We start from the raw sequence: 17,241 nt of genomic DNA, 5'->3' as shown, positions 1-17,241 counted from the left end.
CCGAAAATACTCTAACGCTTCGAGTTCTTCTCGACGAAATTCAGCAAGGCCTGTATGTCGGCGGATTTCGAGGCCAGGTCGGAGAGATGAACGGTTCGCACGTCATCCCCCCGCTCAACCGTAACGATTTTCTGCTCGTAATCCGCCGCGCCCCGCGCCGATGGTCTGCCGGCCGCCGAAGGATCCGCGTCCGGCCCGTCGAAGATCTTGGCGGCTTCCACCAGCTTCTCCAGCTCCATCGCTGCGGCCGGCGACAGAGCTTTGCTGTCAACGACCACAGGCTTCGCCAGACCGGGAAAGAAAGCTGCACCTGTGGATAGTCTCTCGAGGGTGATGCGCATCACATCTCCATCATCGGCCTGAACCATTGGACGTGCTCGAACTTGCATCGCCGTCACGTCCACCACGTTGTGCTTCGAACATGCGCGCAGGTTGTCGGCTGGATCTGGTCGTCACGGCTCTCGTCGTCTTCGGAGCAACCTTTTCCAAAACGCCCACCTCGGCCCAGGCCTCGGCGATGGCTTTCTGCTCGATGGGACCGCAGCCGGGAGTCCGCAACGCGGTCGCGACGGTGAGGTTAGCGAATTCCTTGAACTTCGTGTCCTGCTTGACCCGCTTGCTCCTTATCGTCTCGTACCACACGCGCCCGATCTTCTCCCAGGCGTAGCCACCGACCGAGGTGGCGGCGAGGTAGAAAGCCCGGTTCGGTATTCCTGAATTAATGTGAACGCCACCGTTGTCGGCATAAGTTTCTTCGTAATCATCCATATGGCCTGGCTGAGGATCTCTTCCCAGCACCGGATCGTCGAAGGCGCTTCCAGGTTTCTTCATGGAGCGCAACGCTTGTCCCTTCACGCCATCGGCCAGCAGGCCGGCACCGATCAGCCAATCTGCCTGATCCGATGTCTGTCTGAGATACCATTGCTTGATCAACGAACCCCACACGTCAGAGAGATGTTCGTTCAATGCGCCCGATTGGAAGAGATACACCAAGCCGGTTTCATCCTCGGTGACGCCGTGCCCGAGTTCGTGACCGATCACGTCGAGCGCGATCGTGAAGCGATTGAACAGTTCCCCGTCGCCGTCACCGAAGACCATCCGCTGGCCGTTCCAGAACGCATTGCTGTATCTGGGCCCGTAATGAACGGTGGCGTTGAGCGGCATCCCCTCGTCGTCGATGGAATTCCGGTCGAAGATCTCCGAGAAGAAATCGAAGGTGTGACCGAGGCCGTCGTATGCCTCATCAACCGCGACGTCGCCGGATGGTCCGGCCCCCTCGGTGCGAACCGCCTTTCCGGGGAGCGTCTCGACGTTGTCGGCTGTGTAGATGGTTCGCTGTTTGGACTGGGCAGGTCCCAGAACCCTCCGCTCCCTCTGTGCCGGCGAGACGGCCGCCGTCAGGTTGAGCCGAACGGACCGGAAGGTGCTGTCGACCGACAGCGTGTTGATCGCGGCCTCAACCTGCTCCTTCGAGCCGTTCTTCTGAATCGATTTGAGGATGTAGGGCGGCAGGACGCAGAAAATCGAGTGACGGTGCCGACACGTACACATGGCGCAATCCTCCAGCCAGGTTTGACTGTGATCTGCATGGTTACCATGAATTTTGATTAATGCACAGATTTCAGCCATTTGCAAGATTTAAGTACAACAAAGGAGGCAGCATAGTATCAAATATCAATTAGGAATAAAAATTCAAAGATAAATCAAATACAATGCAAAACTCGAACGATCGTCGAAACCAATGATTTTTTTCCTTGTACCTCTGGCGCTTCACATGTCATTCTTGAGATCGCAGCTGTAAGACCGCCAAAATCATCCTCGTTCAGTCTGTGGAGAACCGGCCGATTTTCTTGGCGCCGCCCCCTCCCTGACACGTCGTCCGCGAGAGTTCTGCAGCACGGCACGAGGACACCATCACATCTCCAGACATCATCGATGTCCGGACAATCCCGGTGAGCACGCGACCATACGCGCAGGCGGAAGCGGATCAGGTTCCCACGTGGCAGTCGAAGGAGTGCCGGATCCGAGCGGCGCAAATGCGCCGAGAGCAACCCGCGTCCCCCACCCGCCGCCTTGCTTTTGCATCATTTTGCCTGCCCATGCTCCCTTCGACGCGAGGGGCCGCGCCGGGCTCCGCACGATGATGCATGAGGATCCCCGCCTTGCCCTCCTCCCTCGATCGCCTCGGCTACGCCCAGAGCCTGCTCGAGCGCCACTCCGCCGAGCGCAGCGGCCCGACCCCGACGCTGGCGGACACCCCCGACGCCAGCCTGCTGCTTTTCTGCGGCGACGTGCCGGTGCTGCGGATGACGGAGGGCGGGGCCACCTGCCTGCTGGCACCCGAGGATGCGGCCCGGGCCGGCCAGCCTTCGCCCGAGCTCTTCCTCGGCCGGGTCGGCGGGCGGCCCGCCTTCGCGGGGGCGCTGCCGGCGGATGCGGCGGCCCTGTACCGGGACGATCCGGCCTACCGGGTGCTCGATGCCCGCGCCGTCGCGGTCGAGGGGGCGGTGCCGGCACCCGAGATGGGGGTGCTCGCCACCGCCAAGTCGCTGCTCGGCTGGCACGCCCGGCACGGCTTCTGCGCCAATTGCGGCAACCCCACCACCCTCTCCTGCGGCGGCTTCCGGCGCGATTGCGGGTCTTGCGGTACCGAGCATTTCCCGCGCACCGACCCGGTGGTGATCATGCTGGTGACGAACGGCGACCGCTGCCTGCTCGGCCGCCAGGCCCGGTTCGCGCCCGGCGTCTATTCCTGCCTCGCCGGCTTCCTGGAGCCCGGCGAGACCATCGAGGACGCGGTGCGGCGCGAGACCTTCGAGGAGGCCGGCGTGCGGGTCGGCGCGGTGCGCTACCACCTCTCCCAGCCCTGGCCGTTCCCGTCCTCGCTGATGATCGGCTGCGAGGGCGAGGCGGAGGGCGACGCCCTGGTGCTCGACCGGACCGAGCTGGAGGATGCCCGCTGGTTCACCCGCGACGAGGTGCGGCAGATGCTAGAGCGCCGCCACCCGGACGGCCTGATGACCCCGCCGCCGATGGCGATCGCGAACGCCCTGGTCCGCAGCTTCGCGGAGCGGTGACGATGGCGCGGTTCGAGGGCATCATCCCCTACCTCGTCACCCCGCTCGATCCGGAAGGGCGGGTCGAGGCCGGGGTGATGGCGTCGCTCTGCGACGACCTGATCGCCGCCGGCGTGCACGGCCTGACGCCGCTCGGCAGCACCGGCGAGTTCGCCTATCTCGACGAGGCGCAGAAGCGCGAGACCGTAGCGGCGGTGGTCGCCGCCGCCGCGGGCCGGGTGCCGGTGCTGCCGGGCGTCGCCTCGACCGCCATCCGCGGTGCAGTGGCCCAGGCCAGGGCCTGCCGGGCGGCGGGGGCGGACGGGATCGTGCTGATCCTCGACGCCTATTTCCCGCTGACGGAAGGCGAGATCGAGCGGTACTTCCTGACCGTGGCGGACGCCACCGACCTGCCGATCATCCTCTACACCAACCCGAACTTCCAGCGCGCCGACCTCTCGGTCGCCTCCATCGCGCGGCTTTCCCGGCACCCGAACATCGTCGGCATCAAGGACGCCTCGACCAATACCGGGCGCCTGCTCTCGATCCTGAACCGCGTCGGCGGCGACCTCGACGTCTTCGCCGCCTCCTCGCACATCGCCGCGAGCGTGATGATGCTCGGCGGCAAGGGCTGGTTCGCCGGCCCCGCCTGCGTCATCCCGCGGGAATGCCTGGCGCTCTACCAGCTGTGCCGGGAGGAGCGATGGGGCGAGGCGGTGGCGTTGCAGAAGCGGGTCTGGGCCTTCAACGAGGTTTTTGCCCGCTATAACCTCGCCGCCTGCGTCAAGGCGGCGCTGCAGATGCAGGGCTACGCCGTCGGCGATCCGGTGCCGCCGCAGAGCCCGGCCTCGCCGGAAGCCCGGGCCGCCATCGCGGCGGCGCTCGCCGACGTCACCGGCGTAGGCATCACGTCGCACAGCTGAGACAACCGGCCGTGTAGGACGGCCGCCGCCATCCGTTCGAGGAAGTCACCGTCATGACCACCGACACCACCCGGGCCGCGCGCGCGCGCCGCGACCACGCCCTCGCGATCGCCCGCGCCGCCGGCGAGACCGCCCTCGGGTACTTCAACGCCCGCGACGAGCTGGTGATCGAGCAGAAGAGCGGCGCGCAGGACCTCGTCTCGCAGGCCGACCGCGAGGTCGAGCTCCTGATCCGCGCCCGCATCGCGGAAACCTTTCCGGAGGACGGGGTGATCGGCGAGGAGCACGATCCGGTCCCGAGCCGGTCGGGCTATACCTGGGTGGTCGATCCGATCGACGGCACCAGCCCGTTCCTCAACGGCCAGCCGAACTGGTGCGTGTCGATCGGCGTGCGCGGACCCGAGGGGCTGGTCGCCGGCGTGATCGAGGCGCCGGTCCTGCGCGAGACCTATGCGGGGTTGGCGGGCGAGGGCGCGACCGTGAACGGCCGGCCCCTGCGCATCGATTCCGCGACGGTGCTCACCTCGGCCAATATCGGCTTCGGCGCCACCCAGAAGACCCCCGCCGCGGAGGCCGCCGCCTTCGTGCACGGCCTCTACCGCGAGGGTGGGGTGCTGTTCCGCAACGGCTCCGGCGCCCTGATGCTCGCCTACGTCGCGGCCGGGCGGCTCGCCGGCTACTACGATCCCGGCCTCAATGCCTGGGATTGCTATGCCGGCCTCCTCCTCGTTAGCGAAGCCGGCGGCGTCGCCGAGTATCTCGGCTCCGACGACATGCTCACCGGCGGGCTGCTCTATGCCGGCACGCCGGCGGTGGTGGCGGACCTGCGCCGGCTGGGGGAGGCGTCGCGGCGGGGGTGACGCCGCCCTCAAACAAGCGACCCGAGCGCGGCCACGAGGGCGATCGCGGCCGCGACCGGGGTCATCCAGAGGAGCGCCCGCGGCCGGTACGACTGGACGACGATCAGGAGGAGACCGGCCCCGATCAGCGATCCGAGCCAGTCGACCGGGCCGACATTCCAGCCGTCGAACCGGATCGCGGCGGCGAGGGACAGGGCGATCAGCCCCCAGCCGGCGGCGCGCAGGGTGAGCGTGCGGTGCCGGTCCGGCGGGCCCGACCACACAGCCTGGTGGTGCCGGGCCATGCTCAGGCACAGTGCGGCGAACCCGAGGAAGCTCACGCCCAAGCTGACGAGGAGCGTCATGCCCGTCCCATCTGTGGCGCGGCAGCGGGCGCCTCCATGACCCGGCGCATCCGGCGCGGGGCTGCGAAGCGGGCGACCTTGTGCGAGACGAGGGCGAAGCCGGCGGCGAGCGCCAGCAGCGCGGCGTCGAAGCCGAGGAACCAGGCCGGATCGTCCCACAGGGCCCGGGCGGTCGCGACGTCGACGATCACCACCGCGACGAACAGGGCCGCGACGAGGGCGAGCGCCCCCCGCCAGGCCCGGCGCGGCGCGGGCCACAGCCCGACCAGAGCCACCGCGAGCCAGGCGCCGAAGAACACCCAGACCTCGCGCTCCGCTCGGGCTCCAAGGTCGAGGGGGAGCAGCCGGTTGGCGAGGAAGTAGGCCGCGATGCCCGCCGGCAGGCCCGCGATCGTGCCGAGATTGAGGGCGTGGACGAGGCGCCAGCCGAATCCCGTTGCGACCCCGGCCTTCGGCAGCCGCGCCACGGTCCAGAGCACCAGCCCGCTCCCCACCATGGCGCAGCCCATCAGCCCGCACAGGAAGAACAGCACCCGCAAGGCCGCCCCGGCGAAATGCGCCTCGTGCAGGCCGACCATGGTGGTGAAGGTCTTGGCGGCGGGTTTCAGCCCACCGGACAGAACCTCGACGACGTCGCCGCTGGTGCCCGCGAAGGCGACCTGCGGGTGCTCGTGCGAGAGGCCGTGCGGCTCCTCGAACACCGCCACCACGGTGGAGTTCGCGTCGCGCGGGTTGACGATGGTGAGCCGTTCGAGCGGTTCGGGGATGGTCGCGAGCGCACGGCCGACCATCGGCCCGACCGGGGCGAGAGTGCCGGGCTGGCCGGCGGCCGGGCGGGCTTTCGTGATCTGCCCGGTCTCGGCGAAGTAGGCGAACTGGTCGCCCTTGTAGGCCGCAGTGACGCCCCAGGGCATGTACATCAGCGCGAGCGTCACGACGCCCGTATAGGTGATCATCAGGTGGAACGGCAGCGCCAGCACGCCGCTGACGTTGTGGGCATCGAGCCAGCCGCGCTGCGCCGCCTTGTCCCGACGCAGGGTGAAGAAGTCGGCGAAGATGCGCCGGTGGGTGATGACCCCGCTCACCAGGGCCACCAGCATCACCATCGCGCAGATCCCGACGATCCAGCGGCCCCAGAGCGGGGCTAGGTTCAGCTCGAAGTGGAAGCGGTAGAAGAAGTCGCCGCCGCGGGTGGCCCGCATCGCGGCGGGCGCGCCGGTCTGTGGATCGAGCAGGACGTGGCCCGGCGGCGTGCCGGGCTTGTTGCGCCAGAACAGCTCGACGAGGGGCCGTTCCGGCGTCGGCAGGGTGACGAACCAGGTCCGCGCCGCCCCCGCATGGGTCTGAAGGTGGACGACCGCGAGGTCGGCGGCAGCCGCCAGGGCCTCGGGAGTGACCTGCGCCTCGCGCTTCAGCTCCGGCTGCATCCAGCGCGAGATCTCGGCCCGGTAATAGCTCGCGGTGCCGGTGACGAAGACGGCGAACAGCACCCAGCCGACGACGAGGCCGGACCAGGTGTGCAGCCAGGCCATGGACTGGCGGAAACCCTGCTTCATGGGGAAGGTCCGATTGGCGACGATCCGATGGAGAGCGATCCGGTGACGAACCAGAGCGCGACGCCGAGCACGAGGGCGAGGCCCCCGATGATCGCGGCGGCGCGCCCGAGCGAGCGGGCCGCGAAGACCACGACCACGATGCCCACCATGACGGCGAAGCTCAGGAGCGTCGCCGTCGTCACGGCCTCCGCCCGGGGCATCGGCAGGGTCAGCGACAGGAGGGCGGTGGCGAGGCCGGCGACCGCGTAGCCCCCGCCGGCGGCGAGGACGACGCGGCCCGCCACCGCGGCGCGGACCTGAAGCGTGGGCGCGCGGGTCATGTCGCCCCCTTACCAGCGGTACCGCAGGGTCGCATAGACCGTGCGCGGCAGGCCGTAGAAGCAGGTCGCGTAGGAAAAGCAGCCGGTCACGGTGCGGTCGTCGAGGAGGTTCTGGGCGTTGACCTGGAGGTTGAAGCCCTCGAAATTCGGGTTCAGGTGCTTGAGCTCGTAGCTCGCCACCGCGTCGACCAGCACGGCCTCGGGCACCCGGAAGGTGTTGGCCGGATCGCCCCAAGAGCCGCCGAGGTAGCGCACGCCGCCCCCGAGGCTGAGGCCGAGCAGCGGGCCGGACTGGAAGCGGTAATCGACGAACAGCGAGGCGGTGCGATCCGGGATCGCGGTCGGACGCAGGCCGACGATCGGCACCTGCTGGCCCGTGACCTGGTTGAAGGTCGTGGCGGTGTCGCGGGTGTTGCGCACGTCCAGGAACGACACGCCGCCGATCAGGTTCAGCCCCTCGGCGAGGTTGGCGCGGGCCTCGAACTCGACGCCCTGCACGCCGATCTCGCCGGTCTGGAGACTGAAGGTCGGCCCGTTCACCGGGTCGGCCGTTAGGGTGTTCGAGCGCTTGATGTCGAAGGCCGCGGCGGTGAGCAGGATGTCGGTGCCCGGCGGCTGATACTTGACGCCGGCCTCGTACTGGCGGCTCGAGATCGGGTCGGGGATGCGCCCGGTCGAGCCGAAGGCCGGATCGTAGATGCGCCCGTTGGTGATCGGCTCGAACGCCTCGCTGTAGGAGACGTAAGGTGCCACGCCGCTGTCGAACAGGTAGAGCAGGCTCGCCCGGTAGGTCAGGGCATCGGAGGGCACGTCCTGGAAGGTGACGGCGCCGGTGGCGAGCGTCCGGGTTGGCCCGGTCTGCCGCGCGGTGTCGTAGCGCCCGCCCAGCGTCAGGACGAGGCGGTCGAACTTGATCTGGTCCTGAAGGTAGACGCCGGTTTGCTGGGCGGTGATGCGGGCATTGCTGGTGAAGCCCGGAACCGCGATGTTCATGTCGTAGTTCGGCGCCAGCGCGTTGAGGTCGGGCGCGGCGGGGAACGGGGTCGCGAGCGTCCGGGTCTTGAGCGTCTGGTGATCGACGCCGAACAGGGCCGTGTGGGCGAAGGGGCCAGTGTCGAACTTCGCCTCGAAGTAATTGTCCATCGTGTAGGCGTCGATCGCCACGTCGGTGGCGATGCGCGAGCGGTTGATCAACAGCCCGGAGGTCAGCGCCGAGAGCGTCGAGATCGGCGTGGTGGAGCTGAAGGCGCCGTAGACGCTGCGGTACTGCCCTTCTGTTCGCAGGAAGCGGCCGGAGGAGTGAAACCGGAAGGCGTCGTCGAAGCGGTGGTCGAGGATGTAGGTGACCGCGGCTTGCGTGCGGTCGGATTGCTCGAAGTTGCGGTCGCCGTCGTAGAAGTCGACCGGCAGGCGCCCGACGATGCCGTTGCCGAAATTGCGCGGGAAGACCGTGCCGAAAGCCGGGAAGCCGCCGTAGAAGCCGGAGAACGGGTCGCGCTGGTAGAGGCCGAGCACGGTGAGCGAGGTGTCGGCGGAGGGCCGCCAGGTCAGGCTCGGCTGGATGAAGGCGCGCTCGACCCGGGTCGTCACCGCCGGCCCGTCGCCGTTCCATCCCAAGCCCGTCACCCGGAAGGCGAATTGCTCCGTCCCCGGCACCGTGGTCTCGGAGGTGATCGGCCCGCCGACGTCGAAGCCGCCCCGGACCTCGCTGAAGCCGCCGCCCTGGACGAAGACCTCGCCGTGGCGGACGAATTGCGGCATTTTCGACGTCAGGTTGACGATACCGCCGGGACCCGACTGCCCGTAGAGCACCGAGGCCGGGCCCTTGATGATGTCGATGCGCTCGATCCGGTAGGGATCGACCGACGGGAAGGCGTCGCGGGAGGTCGGCAGGCGCATCCCGTCCAGGAAGAGCGGCGCGGTGAAGCCGCGGATCGAGAACTGCTCCAGCCTGGTTCCGCCGGCGCCGCCGCGCTGCTCGGTCGTCACGCTCGGGCTGTAGCGCAGGGCCTGGTTGATGGTGAGCGCGTTCTGGTCCTCGATCTGCTCGCGGCCGATGACGGTGATCGATTGCGCGGTCTCGAGGATCGGCGTGTCGGTCTTGGTCGCCACCACGCTGCGCGAGGCGACGTAGCCCGGCACCGGCCCGCGGGCGCCGCCCGGCTGCGTGCCAGCGGCCGTTGCGGTGACCGGGCGGGCGGCGCCCTCGATGTTGATGGTGTCGAGGGCGATCTCGGCGCCGTCCTGGGCGCGCACGCCCGCGGCCATGCCGGCGGACAGCACCACGCCCGACAGCAACGACCAGGTCAACCGACGCCGTCGCCCCACGAGCGAGAGGTGGGGAACGCGACGCGACGACGGGACAGACATGACGGGATCCAGGGCGAGCGGGAAGGCTGATCGCGGCCAGTACAACGTGGGTCAGATCACGGCTGGCCGCGGCTGGAAACCGAATGGCAAAATCGATGAGCCCTAACAAGCGCTATGTTTTATAGCTATTATAATGAAAGTATTGTCGGTCGCCCGGTCTCGATCGCTGCGAAAATCTATGGGGGCAGCCGTTTGTCGGAGTCAAGTTTGCGCAATCAAACTTGAGGACGGCCGTCAGAGACGGGCGTCGAGGAACTGTCGCAGGCCCTTCCTCGACGCAGGGTCATGCCAGATCCCATCCGAAGAGATTAGGCCGAACGATATATGGATTGCACCGTCCGTGCGTGCCGCCGGTCCGATCAGGGGACGGAACACCCGCTGATCGGTCCAGGAGGATCGGCGCGGTCCTCCATCCGAGCAAACAGGGTGTCGTCCCGCGTCACGGATGCGACGGAACCCACCCGCCGATCCCGCTCTCCTGCCAAGCCGATTGTTCACTCTTCGCGGAGCCGCCCGGGATTATTGCCAAGGCTCCGGTCGACTGCCGCTCTCGGTGACCGCCCGGTCGATGACCTCGTCGTGTGGATGAGGGACGGCGCGCCGGCGCCGCCCCGGTCTCCCAGCGGAATCGCTCACCGGATCAGGTTGGACTTGGCGAGGTCGAGGATCTCGTCGCCGCGGCCGTTCATCACCGCCCGCATCACGTAGAGGCTGAAGCCCTTCACCTGTTCGGCCTGGATCCGGGGCGGCATGGCGAGCTCCTGGCGGTTCGTCACCACGTCGAGGAGGGCCGGGCCGTCATGGGCCAGCATCTCGGCAAGCGCCCCCTCCAGCTCGCCCGGATCCTCGACCCGGCGGCCGTGCAGGCCGGCGGCGCGGGCGATGGCGGAAAAGTCGGGGTTCTGGAGCGCGACACCGGTATCGAGATAGCCGGCGGCCTTCATCTCCATCTCGACGAAGCCCAGGGTGCCGTTGTTGAACACCACGACCTTCACCGGCAGCTTCTCCTGCACCAGCGTGAGGAGGTCGCCCATCAGCATGGTGAAGCCGCCGTCGCCCGCGAGCGCGATCACCTGACGGCCCGGCTGCGACGCCTGCAGCCCGATCGCGTGCGCCATGGCGTTGGCCATCGAGCCGTGCGCCCAGGAGCCGATCAGCCGCCGGCCTTGGGACATCCTGAGGTAGCGCGCCGCCCAGATCGTCGGCGTGCCGACATCGGCCGTGAACACCGCGTCGGGGCTCGCCGCCTCGCTGACCAGCCGGGTCAGGTATTGCGGGTGGATCGGCTTGCGGCCGGGCTTGCCGGTGGCGAGGTCGTCGAGGCCCTCGCGGGCCTTGGCGTAGTGCTTCAGGCAGCGCTCCAGATGGCTCGAATCCCGGCTGCCCTTCAGCCGCGGCAGCAGGCCCGCGATGGTCACCGCGACGTCGCCGACGAGGCCGAGATCGAGCCGGCAGCGGCGGCCGAGATTCTCCGGCCGGATGTCGATCTGGGCGATCTTCGCTGTCTCGGGATAGAATTGGCGATAGGGAAAGTCGGTGCCGAGCAGGACCAGGGCGTCGCAGGCCTCCATCGCGGCGTAGCCGGAGGAGAAGCCGATCAGCCCGGTCATGCCGACGTCGTAGGGGTTGTCGCTCTCGACGTGCTCCTTGCCGCCGAGCGCGTGCACCACCGGCGCCTGCAGGGCCTCGGCGAGGCGGATCACCTGGTCCCGCGCCCCGGCGCAGCCGCGGCCGCAGAACAACGTCACCTTCTCGGTCCCATTGAGGAGATCGGCCAGCGCATCGAGCTCGTCCGCCGGCGGCAGGACGATCGGCGGCTTCGGGGCCAGGGTCTTGGGCGCGGCGAGCGCCCGCTCGGGCGCCTCCTTCAGCGCGACGTCGCCCGGGATCACCACCACCGCGACGCCGCCCTTTCCGATCGCGGTGCGGATCGCGATCTCGAGGACGTAAGGCAGCTGCGCCGGATCGGAGACCAGCTCGCAATAGTGGCTGCACTCCCGGAACAGCTCCTCGGGATGGGTGGCCTGGAAGTAGTTGGTGCCGATCTCCGCCGAGGGGATGTGCGCGGCGATCGCCAGCACCGGCGTGCGGGAGCGGTGGGCGTCGTAGAGGCCGTTGATGAGGTGGAGATGGCCCGGCCCGCAGGAGCCGGCGCAGACGGCGAGCCCGCCCGTTCCTTGCGATTCGGCGGAGGCCGCGAAGGCCGCCACCTCCTCGTGGCGCACATGCACCCAGCGGATCTTTCCCCGGGCCCGGATCGCCTCGGTGAGACCGTTCAGGCTGTCGCCGACGACGCCGTAGACGCGTTCCACGCCGGCATGTTCCAGGGTCTCGATGCAGAGATCGGCAACGGTGCGGCCCGACATGACAAGCTCCTGCGTGCTGCGCCGCCGCGGCTCGGCCGCTGCGGGCGAGGAAAAGATCTCTCTTCGAGGCGCCCCATCCCGGAGCCTGATCTAGGGCGCGCTCCCCGAAAGGGGACTTCCTTTAAAGCTAAGTTGGGGATCGTTGCCATTGCGGCAGGGCCGGTCGGCATCAGCGGCCGGCTGCTCGCAATCGGCCGCAGCCATGTCCTCACCGGGGCGCACGCATCCCAGCCGAGGGGCGTCAAGAAACAACAAGCAAACGGAGCGCCGAAAAGAAAAAAGGCCACCCTTGCGGGCGGCCCAAAGTCTAGGGAGGAAACGCCCAAGAGGGCTGGCAAGTCCGCGACGCCATCGCGTCCTTGCGTGAGACGTGTATCCCATGCTTTTTCGCACTGCACAATCCGGAATCCGTGCAGGCTGTCATGTGCCCGGCGCATGACGCTCGGTCTCGTCGCGGTCAGGCCGGTGCGATCTCGAACTCCATTCCGCGCCCGGGACCCTGGTCGGCGTAGTCGACGAGGGTGTAGCCGCGCTCCGACAGAGCTGACTCCAGGTCGTCGCGGTGCCGGCGGAACATCTGCCCGATCGCCAGCGGCGTCAGGCGCGGGCTCGCCCGCCGGAGTTCGTCGACGCCGATCTGGACCGGCGCGCCCTCCCGGTCCGCGATCCGGATCAGGATCGCGGCCAGCTCCGCCGCCTTGGTCTCGGCCGCGGATTTCGCCTTGAAGGCCATGGTTCTCTCCTCTCCTAGCCGCCGCTGACCTGCTCGGCGAAGTCGTCCGGGATCTCGCCGAACTGGCCGAGAATCGTCACGCTCTCGAGTTCGCCGGTCTCGTCGTCGGCGACGATGCGCAGGGCCGCCGCGCCTGGCATCCGGCCGGCGATCGCCTCGGCGCGCTTGAGCGCCCCGCTCTCCGTCGGCGCCACGTCCCGCGCGCCGGGCCGCAACCGCTTCCGGTGCACCTCGAACGTCTGCACCATGAAGGTCGTCCGCATCGCCATCCTGTGTCTCCCGTCGCCACGCCGGCAACCTCAGGCGCGGCCGTAAACCGCCGGCCCACCTGTTCTTTTTTCGTTCTAGAGCATCGCCCGGCGCGGCTCCACCGCGCCGTCGTCGCGGCTGGCGCGACGAGGGGAACGGATCGAAGCGGCCAGCCAAGCATGCAAGGTTACCGGATTTCCGGCACCAAGCCCCGATCGGCTCGGCGATGCGAGGGGCTATGTCCGGTCCGTTGCGGAAACAGGCGTGCCATCCGAAACAGCGCGCATGGCCGATCCGTCAAAACCCGCCATCGACGCCGTCCTTCGCATTCCCGACGTGACAGTGTCACGAACGTCACTGGAGATCGCTGTCGGCCACCTCGATCGGTTCGAAGCGTCCGCCGCGAATGGCACCAGCTACGCTCAGATCGATGCCCCCGAAGAGTGCATCTGGGCAGACGTGCTCGCTCTCATGGAGAGGGTTGGCCCGGTCTTGCTAAGTTACTTTGGACGAGGAGAAATTGGACGGCCATCCCTGGATGTGGGCCTCTTCATCGAGGGTGATCGCACGAGCGTTTCACTGCTCGTGCCGAACGACGTGGTTGTGGCGGCAGGCCGCTTCGGCTTCGATTTGGAGGCATCGGCCTATCTCGCAACGGATTGATGGGCCGCCTCCCACCACGAGCGGCCGCTCCGTTTGCCAGCAGCCTGCGCAACCCTGCCCGAAATCAGCGCGCGATCATCTCGCGGATGCGGGCCGCCAGGGCATCGACGGCGAAGGGCTTGGTCAGGACCGCCATGCCGGGGTCGAGCTGGCCGTTGGTGAGCAGGGCGTTCTCGGCGTAGCCGGTGATGAACAGCACCTTGAGGTCCGGACGGGCCGCCCGCGCCGCATCCGCCATCTGGCGGCCGTTCAGGCCGCCGGGCAGCCCCACATCGGTAACGAGGAGGTCGATGCGCGCACCGGATTGAAGGACCTTGAGTCCGCCGGCCCCGTCGGCCGCCTCCACGGCGGTGTAGCCGAGTTCGCCGAGGACGTCCGTGACCAGCATGCGCACGCTGGGCTCGTCGTCCACGACCAGCACCGTCTCGCCGGCCTCGGCGACCGGGAGCAGGCCGCCTTGCGGCAGCGCCTCGTCGCGCTCCGCCTCGCCCCGGTGGCGGGGCAGGTAGATGCTGACCGTCGTGCCCTCCCCCACCCGGGAATGGATGCGGACCTGGCCGCCCGACTGCTTGGCGAAGCCGTAGATCATCGACAGGCCCAAGCCCGTGCCCTGGCCGAGCGGCTTGGTCGTGAAGAACGGGTCGAACGCCTTGGCGACCACCTCGGGCGCCATGCCGGTGCCGGTATCGGCGACGCTGAGCGACAGGTACTCGCCTTCCGGCATGTCCTGCCGTCGGGCCGCGTGCGGGTCGATCCGGCGGTTGGCGGTCTCGATGATGATGTGCCCTCCATCCGGCATCGCGTCGCGCGCGTTGATGCAGAGGTTGAGGAGGGCGTTCTCCAGCTGGGACGGGTCCACCAGGGCGGGCCAGAGATCGTCCGGACCGACCATCTCGAGCTGCACCCCGGGTCCGACCGTGCGCTGGATCAGGTCGAGCATGCCGCCGACCAGGGCGTTCACGTCCGTCCCCTTCGGGGCGAGCGTCTGCCGGCGCGAGAAGGCCAGGAGACGGTGGGTCAGCGCCGCCGCCCGCTTCGTCGCCCCTTGCGCGGCGACCATGTACTTGTCGACCTCCCTGAGGCGGCCCTGGGTGATGCGGGCGTTCATCAGCTCCAGGCTGCCGGAGATGCCGGCGAGCAGGTTGTTGAAGTCGTGCGCGAGGCCCCCGGTCAGCTGGCCGACCGCCTCCATCTTCTGCGATTGGCGGAGCTGCTCCTCGGCGTGCATCAGCTCGGCCGTGCGCTCGCCGACGCGCTGCTCCAGGGTCTCGGTCAGGGCGCGCAGCTGGGCGATGGCCCGGTCGCGCTCCTGCTCGACGGCGCGGCGCTCCTCGACGTCGAGGAGCACCCCAGGAAAGCTCAGCGGCATACCGTCCGGCCCGTGATCGACCCGGCCGTTGGCCTCGATCCAGTAGTAGCGTCCGTCCGCCCGGCGCACCCGGTACTGGTGCGCGTAGGCACCACCCCGGGCGACGACCGCGTCGATCGCGGCGGCCAACCCCGCCTGGTCGTCCGGATGCACGGTCGCGACGATCTTGGCGAGGGGGATGCCGTCGCGGCCGAGCGCCGGATCGAGCCCGAAGCTGCGGGCGAACCCGTCATCGACCGTGAACCGATCGGTGGGCAGGTCCCAGTGCCACGTTCCGATGATGGCACCAGCCTCAAGTGCCAGTTGCACGCGCTCGATGTTGGCGCGCGCGAGGGCCTCGCTGGCGCGCAGCCGCTCCTCCGCCTCGCGCCGTGCGGTCACGTCGTTGAAGATGATGGCGATCTGCCGGTCGACTGGCTCTCCGACCGGCACCGCCCGCACGTCGAACCAGCGCGAGAACGCCTTGGCGTAGCTCTCGAAGTTCGCCGGCTCCCGGGTCTTGGCGACGCGCCCGTAGGTCTCGAACCAGAACCGCTCGAGTTCCGGCGCGAACTCGGTGACCCACTTGCCGCGCAGGTTGACCCCGGCCTCGCGCTCGAAAGCGGGGTTGGCCTCCAGGAATCGGTAATCCACCGGCCGGTCGTCGGCATCGAACTTGACCTGGACGATGGCGAAGGCCGCATCGACCGTCTCCAGGATCGTCCGGAACCGCTCCTCGCTGACGCGCAGGGCGGCCTCTGTCGTGCGCAGGCGCAGGACCTCGGCCTCGAGTTCCTCGCGGGAGAGGGATTTCAGAACGGCCGCCGACACGAACGATACCTTCTTGATGCTGACCGCTCACCTAAGGGGACCGCGTGAGCAATGAAAGCGGCGGTGGCCCCCGTCCGGATCGTCGAGGTCCGTGACGGCGCGTGCCGCGTCAGTGCCGGCTCCCGGGTGCGAGCGCCGTGCGACCTTGGCTGGAAGCGGGACGCGCAGGCCGTACCGGCCCGCGAGTTCCTGGCGATGTCCTGCGGCACGATTGCGGGCAATTTGCGGGTGCTCGGCCGCGAAGGTTACGCGTCGCGCCGGCCGTTCGCGCGGATCTCCGCTTGGGAGAAGGCCGCCGAATGTCGGCTTTCGGGCACCGAGTCAACGACGGCCGACCGCCGTTCCCGGGCCAAGCCGACGGATTCTGATGCTGGAAGCGAGGACGGCGACGGTTGGGGATCGGGTTCGGCGTTCCGGGGCGCCGCCGGTCCATCCGACGGAAAGCCGGCAGGCGACGCACCCGACGACCGGGATCGGCGCGCCTCCGACCCACCTCCGCTGCCGCCCCGTCCCGCCGGGGGCGCAGACCTCCCGCCGGGGGCACAGACCTCCCGCCCTTGCGCCGCCCGGCAAGCTGGACCAAAGCGGGCCTCGCCGGCGCTCCGCCCGGTCCCGGCGCCGTCCCCCCCGATGCAGGCCGTCCTCAACGCCGCCCTTCCCATCTTCGCGCTGATCCTGGCGGGCTTCCTGTCTGGCCGCACCGCCCTGTTCGGGCCGGCCGCCGCCGACAGCCTGAACCGGTTCGCGATCTACCTCGCCCTGCCGGCGCTGATGTTCGGCGCGATGGCGAAGATCACGCCGGACCAGGTCGCCCAGGTCGGGTTCGCGGCGGCCTTCGCAGGCGGCATCGCGGCGGCCTTCGCGGTGGCGTACCTGCTCGGGCTCGGGCGGGGTTTGCGCGGGGCCCAGGCCTGCATCGAGGGGCTGGATGCCGGCTACAGCAATGTCGGCTTCATGGGCATCCCGCTCTGCCTCCTGGTCTTCGGGCCGGCGAGCCTGCCGGCGGCGGTGATCGCGACGTTGTTCACCGCCTGCGTGCTGTTCCTGTCCGCGATCGTGCTGATCGAGCTCGATCTTCAGAAAGGGGCAGGGTCCGGCACCGCCCGCAAGGTGGTGCTGGCGCTGGTGCGCAACCCGCTGCTGATCGCGCCGCTCGCCGGCCTCGCGGTCGGCCTCACCGGCCTCACGGTGCCGGGTCCGGTCGAGCGCTTCGCGGCGCTCCTCGGCGGCGCGGCCTCGCCCTGCGCGCTGGTCTGCATCGGGCTCTTCCTCGCGCAGGAGCGGGTGGGCTTCACGGAGGTCCGCCCGATGGCCGTCCTCGTCGTCCTCAAGCTGGTGCTGCAACCGACGGTGACGGCCCTCCTCGTCTACAAGGTCTTCGCGGTGCCGGACCTGTGGGCGCGGGCGGCCGTGCTGCTCAGCGCCCTGCCGATCGGCTCGGGGCCGTTCACGCTGGCCAAGCTCTACGGACTCGAGGCCGGCGTGACCTCGGGGGCGATCCTCCTGTCGCACCTCGCTTCGGTCGTCACCGTGTCGCTGCTCGTCGCCTGGCTGGCCTGACGCCCTGTGACCGTGCGGCCGCCTGCGGCGGGCGAATGGCTGTCCTACCGGCGACCGGTGCT

General features: G+C 68.9%; 15 protein-coding genes. 5 read left to right on the top strand and 10 right to left on the bottom strand.

What is annotated here, in order from left to right; translation table 11 throughout:
- Positions 1-11: 11 nt before the first annotated feature.
- Together MFF64_RS11195 and MFF64_RS11190 are read right to left on the bottom strand one after the other, a co-directional pair.
- On the bottom strand, positions 12-341 hold the full coding sequence (locus tag MFF64_RS11195) for a protealysin inhibitor emfourin (RefSeq protein ID WP_133123049.1): 330 nt from the start codon (positions 339-341) through the stop codon (positions 12-14).
- A gap of 10 nt (positions 342-351) precedes the next feature.
- Positions 352-1,629 carry a M4 family metallopeptidase gene (locus MFF64_RS11190; protein ID WP_238190782.1) on the bottom strand — a complete coding sequence of 426 codons (1,278 nt, stop codon included), beginning with the start codon at positions 1,627-1,629 and terminating at the stop codon, positions 352-354.
- 533 nt (positions 1,630-2,162) lie between these two features.
- Between MFF64_RS11190 and nudC the strand changes: the two genes are divergently transcribed.
- From nudC to MFF64_RS11175, 3 genes are read left to right on the top strand one after another with little or no spacing between them, the layout of a single operon-like run.
- Positions 2,163-3,077, top strand: a complete 915-nt coding sequence (gene nudC, locus MFF64_RS11185) for an NAD(+) diphosphatase (RefSeq protein WP_438823064.1) — start codon at positions 2,163-2,165, stop codon at positions 3,075-3,077.
- A gap of 2 nt (positions 3,078-3,079) precedes the next feature.
- On the top strand, positions 3,080-3,979 hold the full coding sequence (locus MFF64_RS11180; protein WP_238190780.1) for a dihydrodipicolinate synthase family protein: 900 nt from the start codon (positions 3,080-3,082) through the stop codon (positions 3,977-3,979).
- 53 nt (positions 3,980-4,032) lie between these two features.
- Complete coding sequence (locus MFF64_RS11175; protein WP_099903809.1) at positions 4,033-4,839, top strand: inositol monophosphatase family protein; 807 nt, start codon at positions 4,033-4,035, stop codon at positions 4,837-4,839.
- An 8-nt stretch (positions 4,840-4,847) separates the two neighbouring features.
- Here the strand turns inward: MFF64_RS11175 and MFF64_RS11170 are convergent, their stop codons facing one another.
- The 7 genes from MFF64_RS11170 to MFF64_RS11140 all read right to left on the bottom strand — a co-directional run bounded on the left by MFF64_RS11170 (position 4,848) and on the right by MFF64_RS11140 (position 12,797).
- Positions 4,848-5,183 carry a DUF3325 domain-containing protein gene (locus MFF64_RS11170; protein WP_099903807.1) on the bottom strand — a complete coding sequence of 112 codons (336 nt, stop codon included), beginning with the start codon at positions 5,181-5,183 and terminating at the stop codon, positions 4,848-4,850.
- Positions 5,180-6,739 carry a PepSY-associated TM helix domain-containing protein gene (locus MFF64_RS11165; RefSeq protein ID WP_099903805.1) on the bottom strand — a complete coding sequence of 520 codons (1,560 nt, stop codon included), beginning with the start codon at positions 6,737-6,739 and terminating at the stop codon, positions 5,180-5,182. The genes MFF64_RS11170 and MFF64_RS11165 overlap by 4 nt, the downstream gene beginning before the upstream one ends.
- Positions 6,736-7,059, bottom strand: coding sequence for an iron transporter (locus tag MFF64_RS11160; RefSeq protein ID WP_099903803.1), 324 nt, complete (start codon positions 7,057-7,059; stop codon positions 6,736-6,738). Before MFF64_RS11160 ends, MFF64_RS11165 begins: the two co-directional genes overlap by 4 nt.
- A gap of 9 nt (positions 7,060-7,068) precedes the next feature.
- Positions 7,069-9,429 (bottom strand): TonB-dependent siderophore receptor, encoded by a 2,361-nt coding sequence (locus MFF64_RS11155; protein ID WP_438823063.1) that lies wholly within the window; start codon positions 9,427-9,429, stop codon positions 7,069-7,071.
- Positions 9,430-10,061: 632 nt separating this feature from the next.
- Positions 10,062-11,795, bottom strand: a complete 1,734-nt coding sequence (poxB, locus tag MFF64_RS11150; protein WP_099898687.1) for a ubiquinone-dependent pyruvate dehydrogenase — start codon at positions 11,793-11,795, stop codon at positions 10,062-10,064.
- 457 nt (positions 11,796-12,252) lie between these two features.
- Entirely contained in the window at positions 12,253-12,528 is a 276-nt protein-coding gene (locus MFF64_RS11145; RefSeq protein ID WP_099898685.1) for an adenylosuccinate synthase, read from the bottom strand.
- Positions 12,529-12,542: 14 nt separating this feature from the next.
- Positions 12,543-12,797, bottom strand: coding sequence for a hypothetical protein (locus MFF64_RS11140; protein ID WP_099898683.1), 255 nt, complete (start codon positions 12,795-12,797; stop codon positions 12,543-12,545).
- 265 nt (positions 12,798-13,062) lie between these two features.
- Here MFF64_RS11140 and MFF64_RS11135 point away from each other — a divergent pair, with 265 nt between their 5' ends.
- The gene (locus tag MFF64_RS11135) at positions 13,063-13,440 is read left to right on the top strand and encodes a hypothetical protein (protein ID WP_133122949.1); all 378 of its coding nucleotides are present in this window, start codon (positions 13,063-13,065) and stop codon (positions 13,438-13,440) included.
- Between the two features lie 64 nt (positions 13,441-13,504).
- Here MFF64_RS11135 and MFF64_RS11130 read toward each other — a convergent pair whose 3' ends face one another.
- Positions 13,505-15,619: an ATP-binding protein gene (locus MFF64_RS11130; RefSeq protein ID WP_238190779.1), complete on the bottom strand. Its 2,115-nt coding sequence runs from the start codon at positions 15,617-15,619 to the stop codon at positions 13,505-13,507.
- A 630-nt stretch (positions 15,620-16,249) separates the two neighbouring features.
- On the opposite strand from MFF64_RS11130, the gene MFF64_RS11125 reads away from it, so the two are divergent.
- Positions 16,250-17,179, top strand: a complete 930-nt coding sequence (locus tag MFF64_RS11125) for an AEC family transporter (protein ID WP_099898681.1) — start codon at positions 16,250-16,252, stop codon at positions 17,177-17,179.
- The last annotated feature ends 62 nt before the right edge of the window (positions 17,180-17,241 follow it).

This window comes from Methylobacterium frigidaeris (genome assembly GCF_022179185.1).
GTDB lineage: Bacteria > Pseudomonadota > Alphaproteobacteria > Rhizobiales > Beijerinckiaceae > Methylobacterium > Methylobacterium frigidaeris.
Note: the sequence above shows the minus strand (reverse complement) of the source record. Positions and strands in the feature narration are given on the sequence as shown.

Excerpts from the sequence above, each read along its gene's own strand:
- MFF64_RS11195 (WP_133123049.1), bottom strand. The coding sequence starts at position 341 with ATGCGCATCACCCTCGAGAGACTATCCACAGGTGCAGCTTTCTTTCCC.
- MFF64_RS11190 (WP_238190782.1), bottom strand. The coding sequence starts at position 1,629 with ATGGCTGAAATCTGTGCATTAATCAAAATTCATGGTAACCATGCAGAT.
- MFF64_RS11180 (WP_238190780.1), top strand. The coding sequence starts at position 3,080 with ATGGCGCGGTTCGAGGGCATCATCCCCTACCTCGTCACCCCGCTCGAT.
- MFF64_RS11175 (WP_099903809.1), top strand. The coding sequence starts at position 4,033 with ATGACCACCGACACCACCCGGGCCGCGCGCGCGCGCCGCGACCACGCC.
- MFF64_RS11170 (WP_099903807.1), bottom strand. The coding sequence starts at position 5,183 with ATGACGCTCCTCGTCAGCTTGGGCGTGAGCTTCCTCGGGTTCGCCGCA.
- MFF64_RS11165 (WP_099903805.1), bottom strand. The coding sequence starts at position 6,739 with ATGAAGCAGGGTTTCCGCCAGTCCATGGCCTGGCTGCACACCTGGTCC.
- MFF64_RS11160 (WP_099903803.1), bottom strand. The coding sequence starts at position 7,059 with ATGACCCGCGCGCCCACGCTTCAGGTCCGCGCCGCGGTGGCGGGCCGC.
- MFF64_RS11155 (WP_438823063.1), bottom strand. The coding sequence starts at position 9,429 with ATGTCTGTCCCGTCGTCGCGTCGCGTTCCCCACCTCTCGCTCGTGGGG.
- poxB (WP_099898687.1), bottom strand. The coding sequence starts at position 11,795 with ATGTCGGGCCGCACCGTTGCCGATCTCTGCATCGAGACCCTGGAACAT.
- MFF64_RS11145 (WP_099898685.1), bottom strand. The coding sequence starts at position 12,528 with ATGGCCTTCAAGGCGAAATCCGCGGCCGAGACCAAGGCGGCGGAGCTG.
- MFF64_RS11140 (WP_099898683.1), bottom strand. The coding sequence starts at position 12,797 with ATGGCGATGCGGACGACCTTCATGGTGCAGACGTTCGAGGTGCACCGG.
- MFF64_RS11135 (WP_133122949.1), top strand. The coding sequence starts at position 13,063 with ATGGCCGATCCGTCAAAACCCGCCATCGACGCCGTCCTTCGCATTCCC.
- MFF64_RS11125 (WP_099898681.1), top strand. The coding sequence starts at position 16,250 with ATGCAGGCCGTCCTCAACGCCGCCCTTCCCATCTTCGCGCTGATCCTG.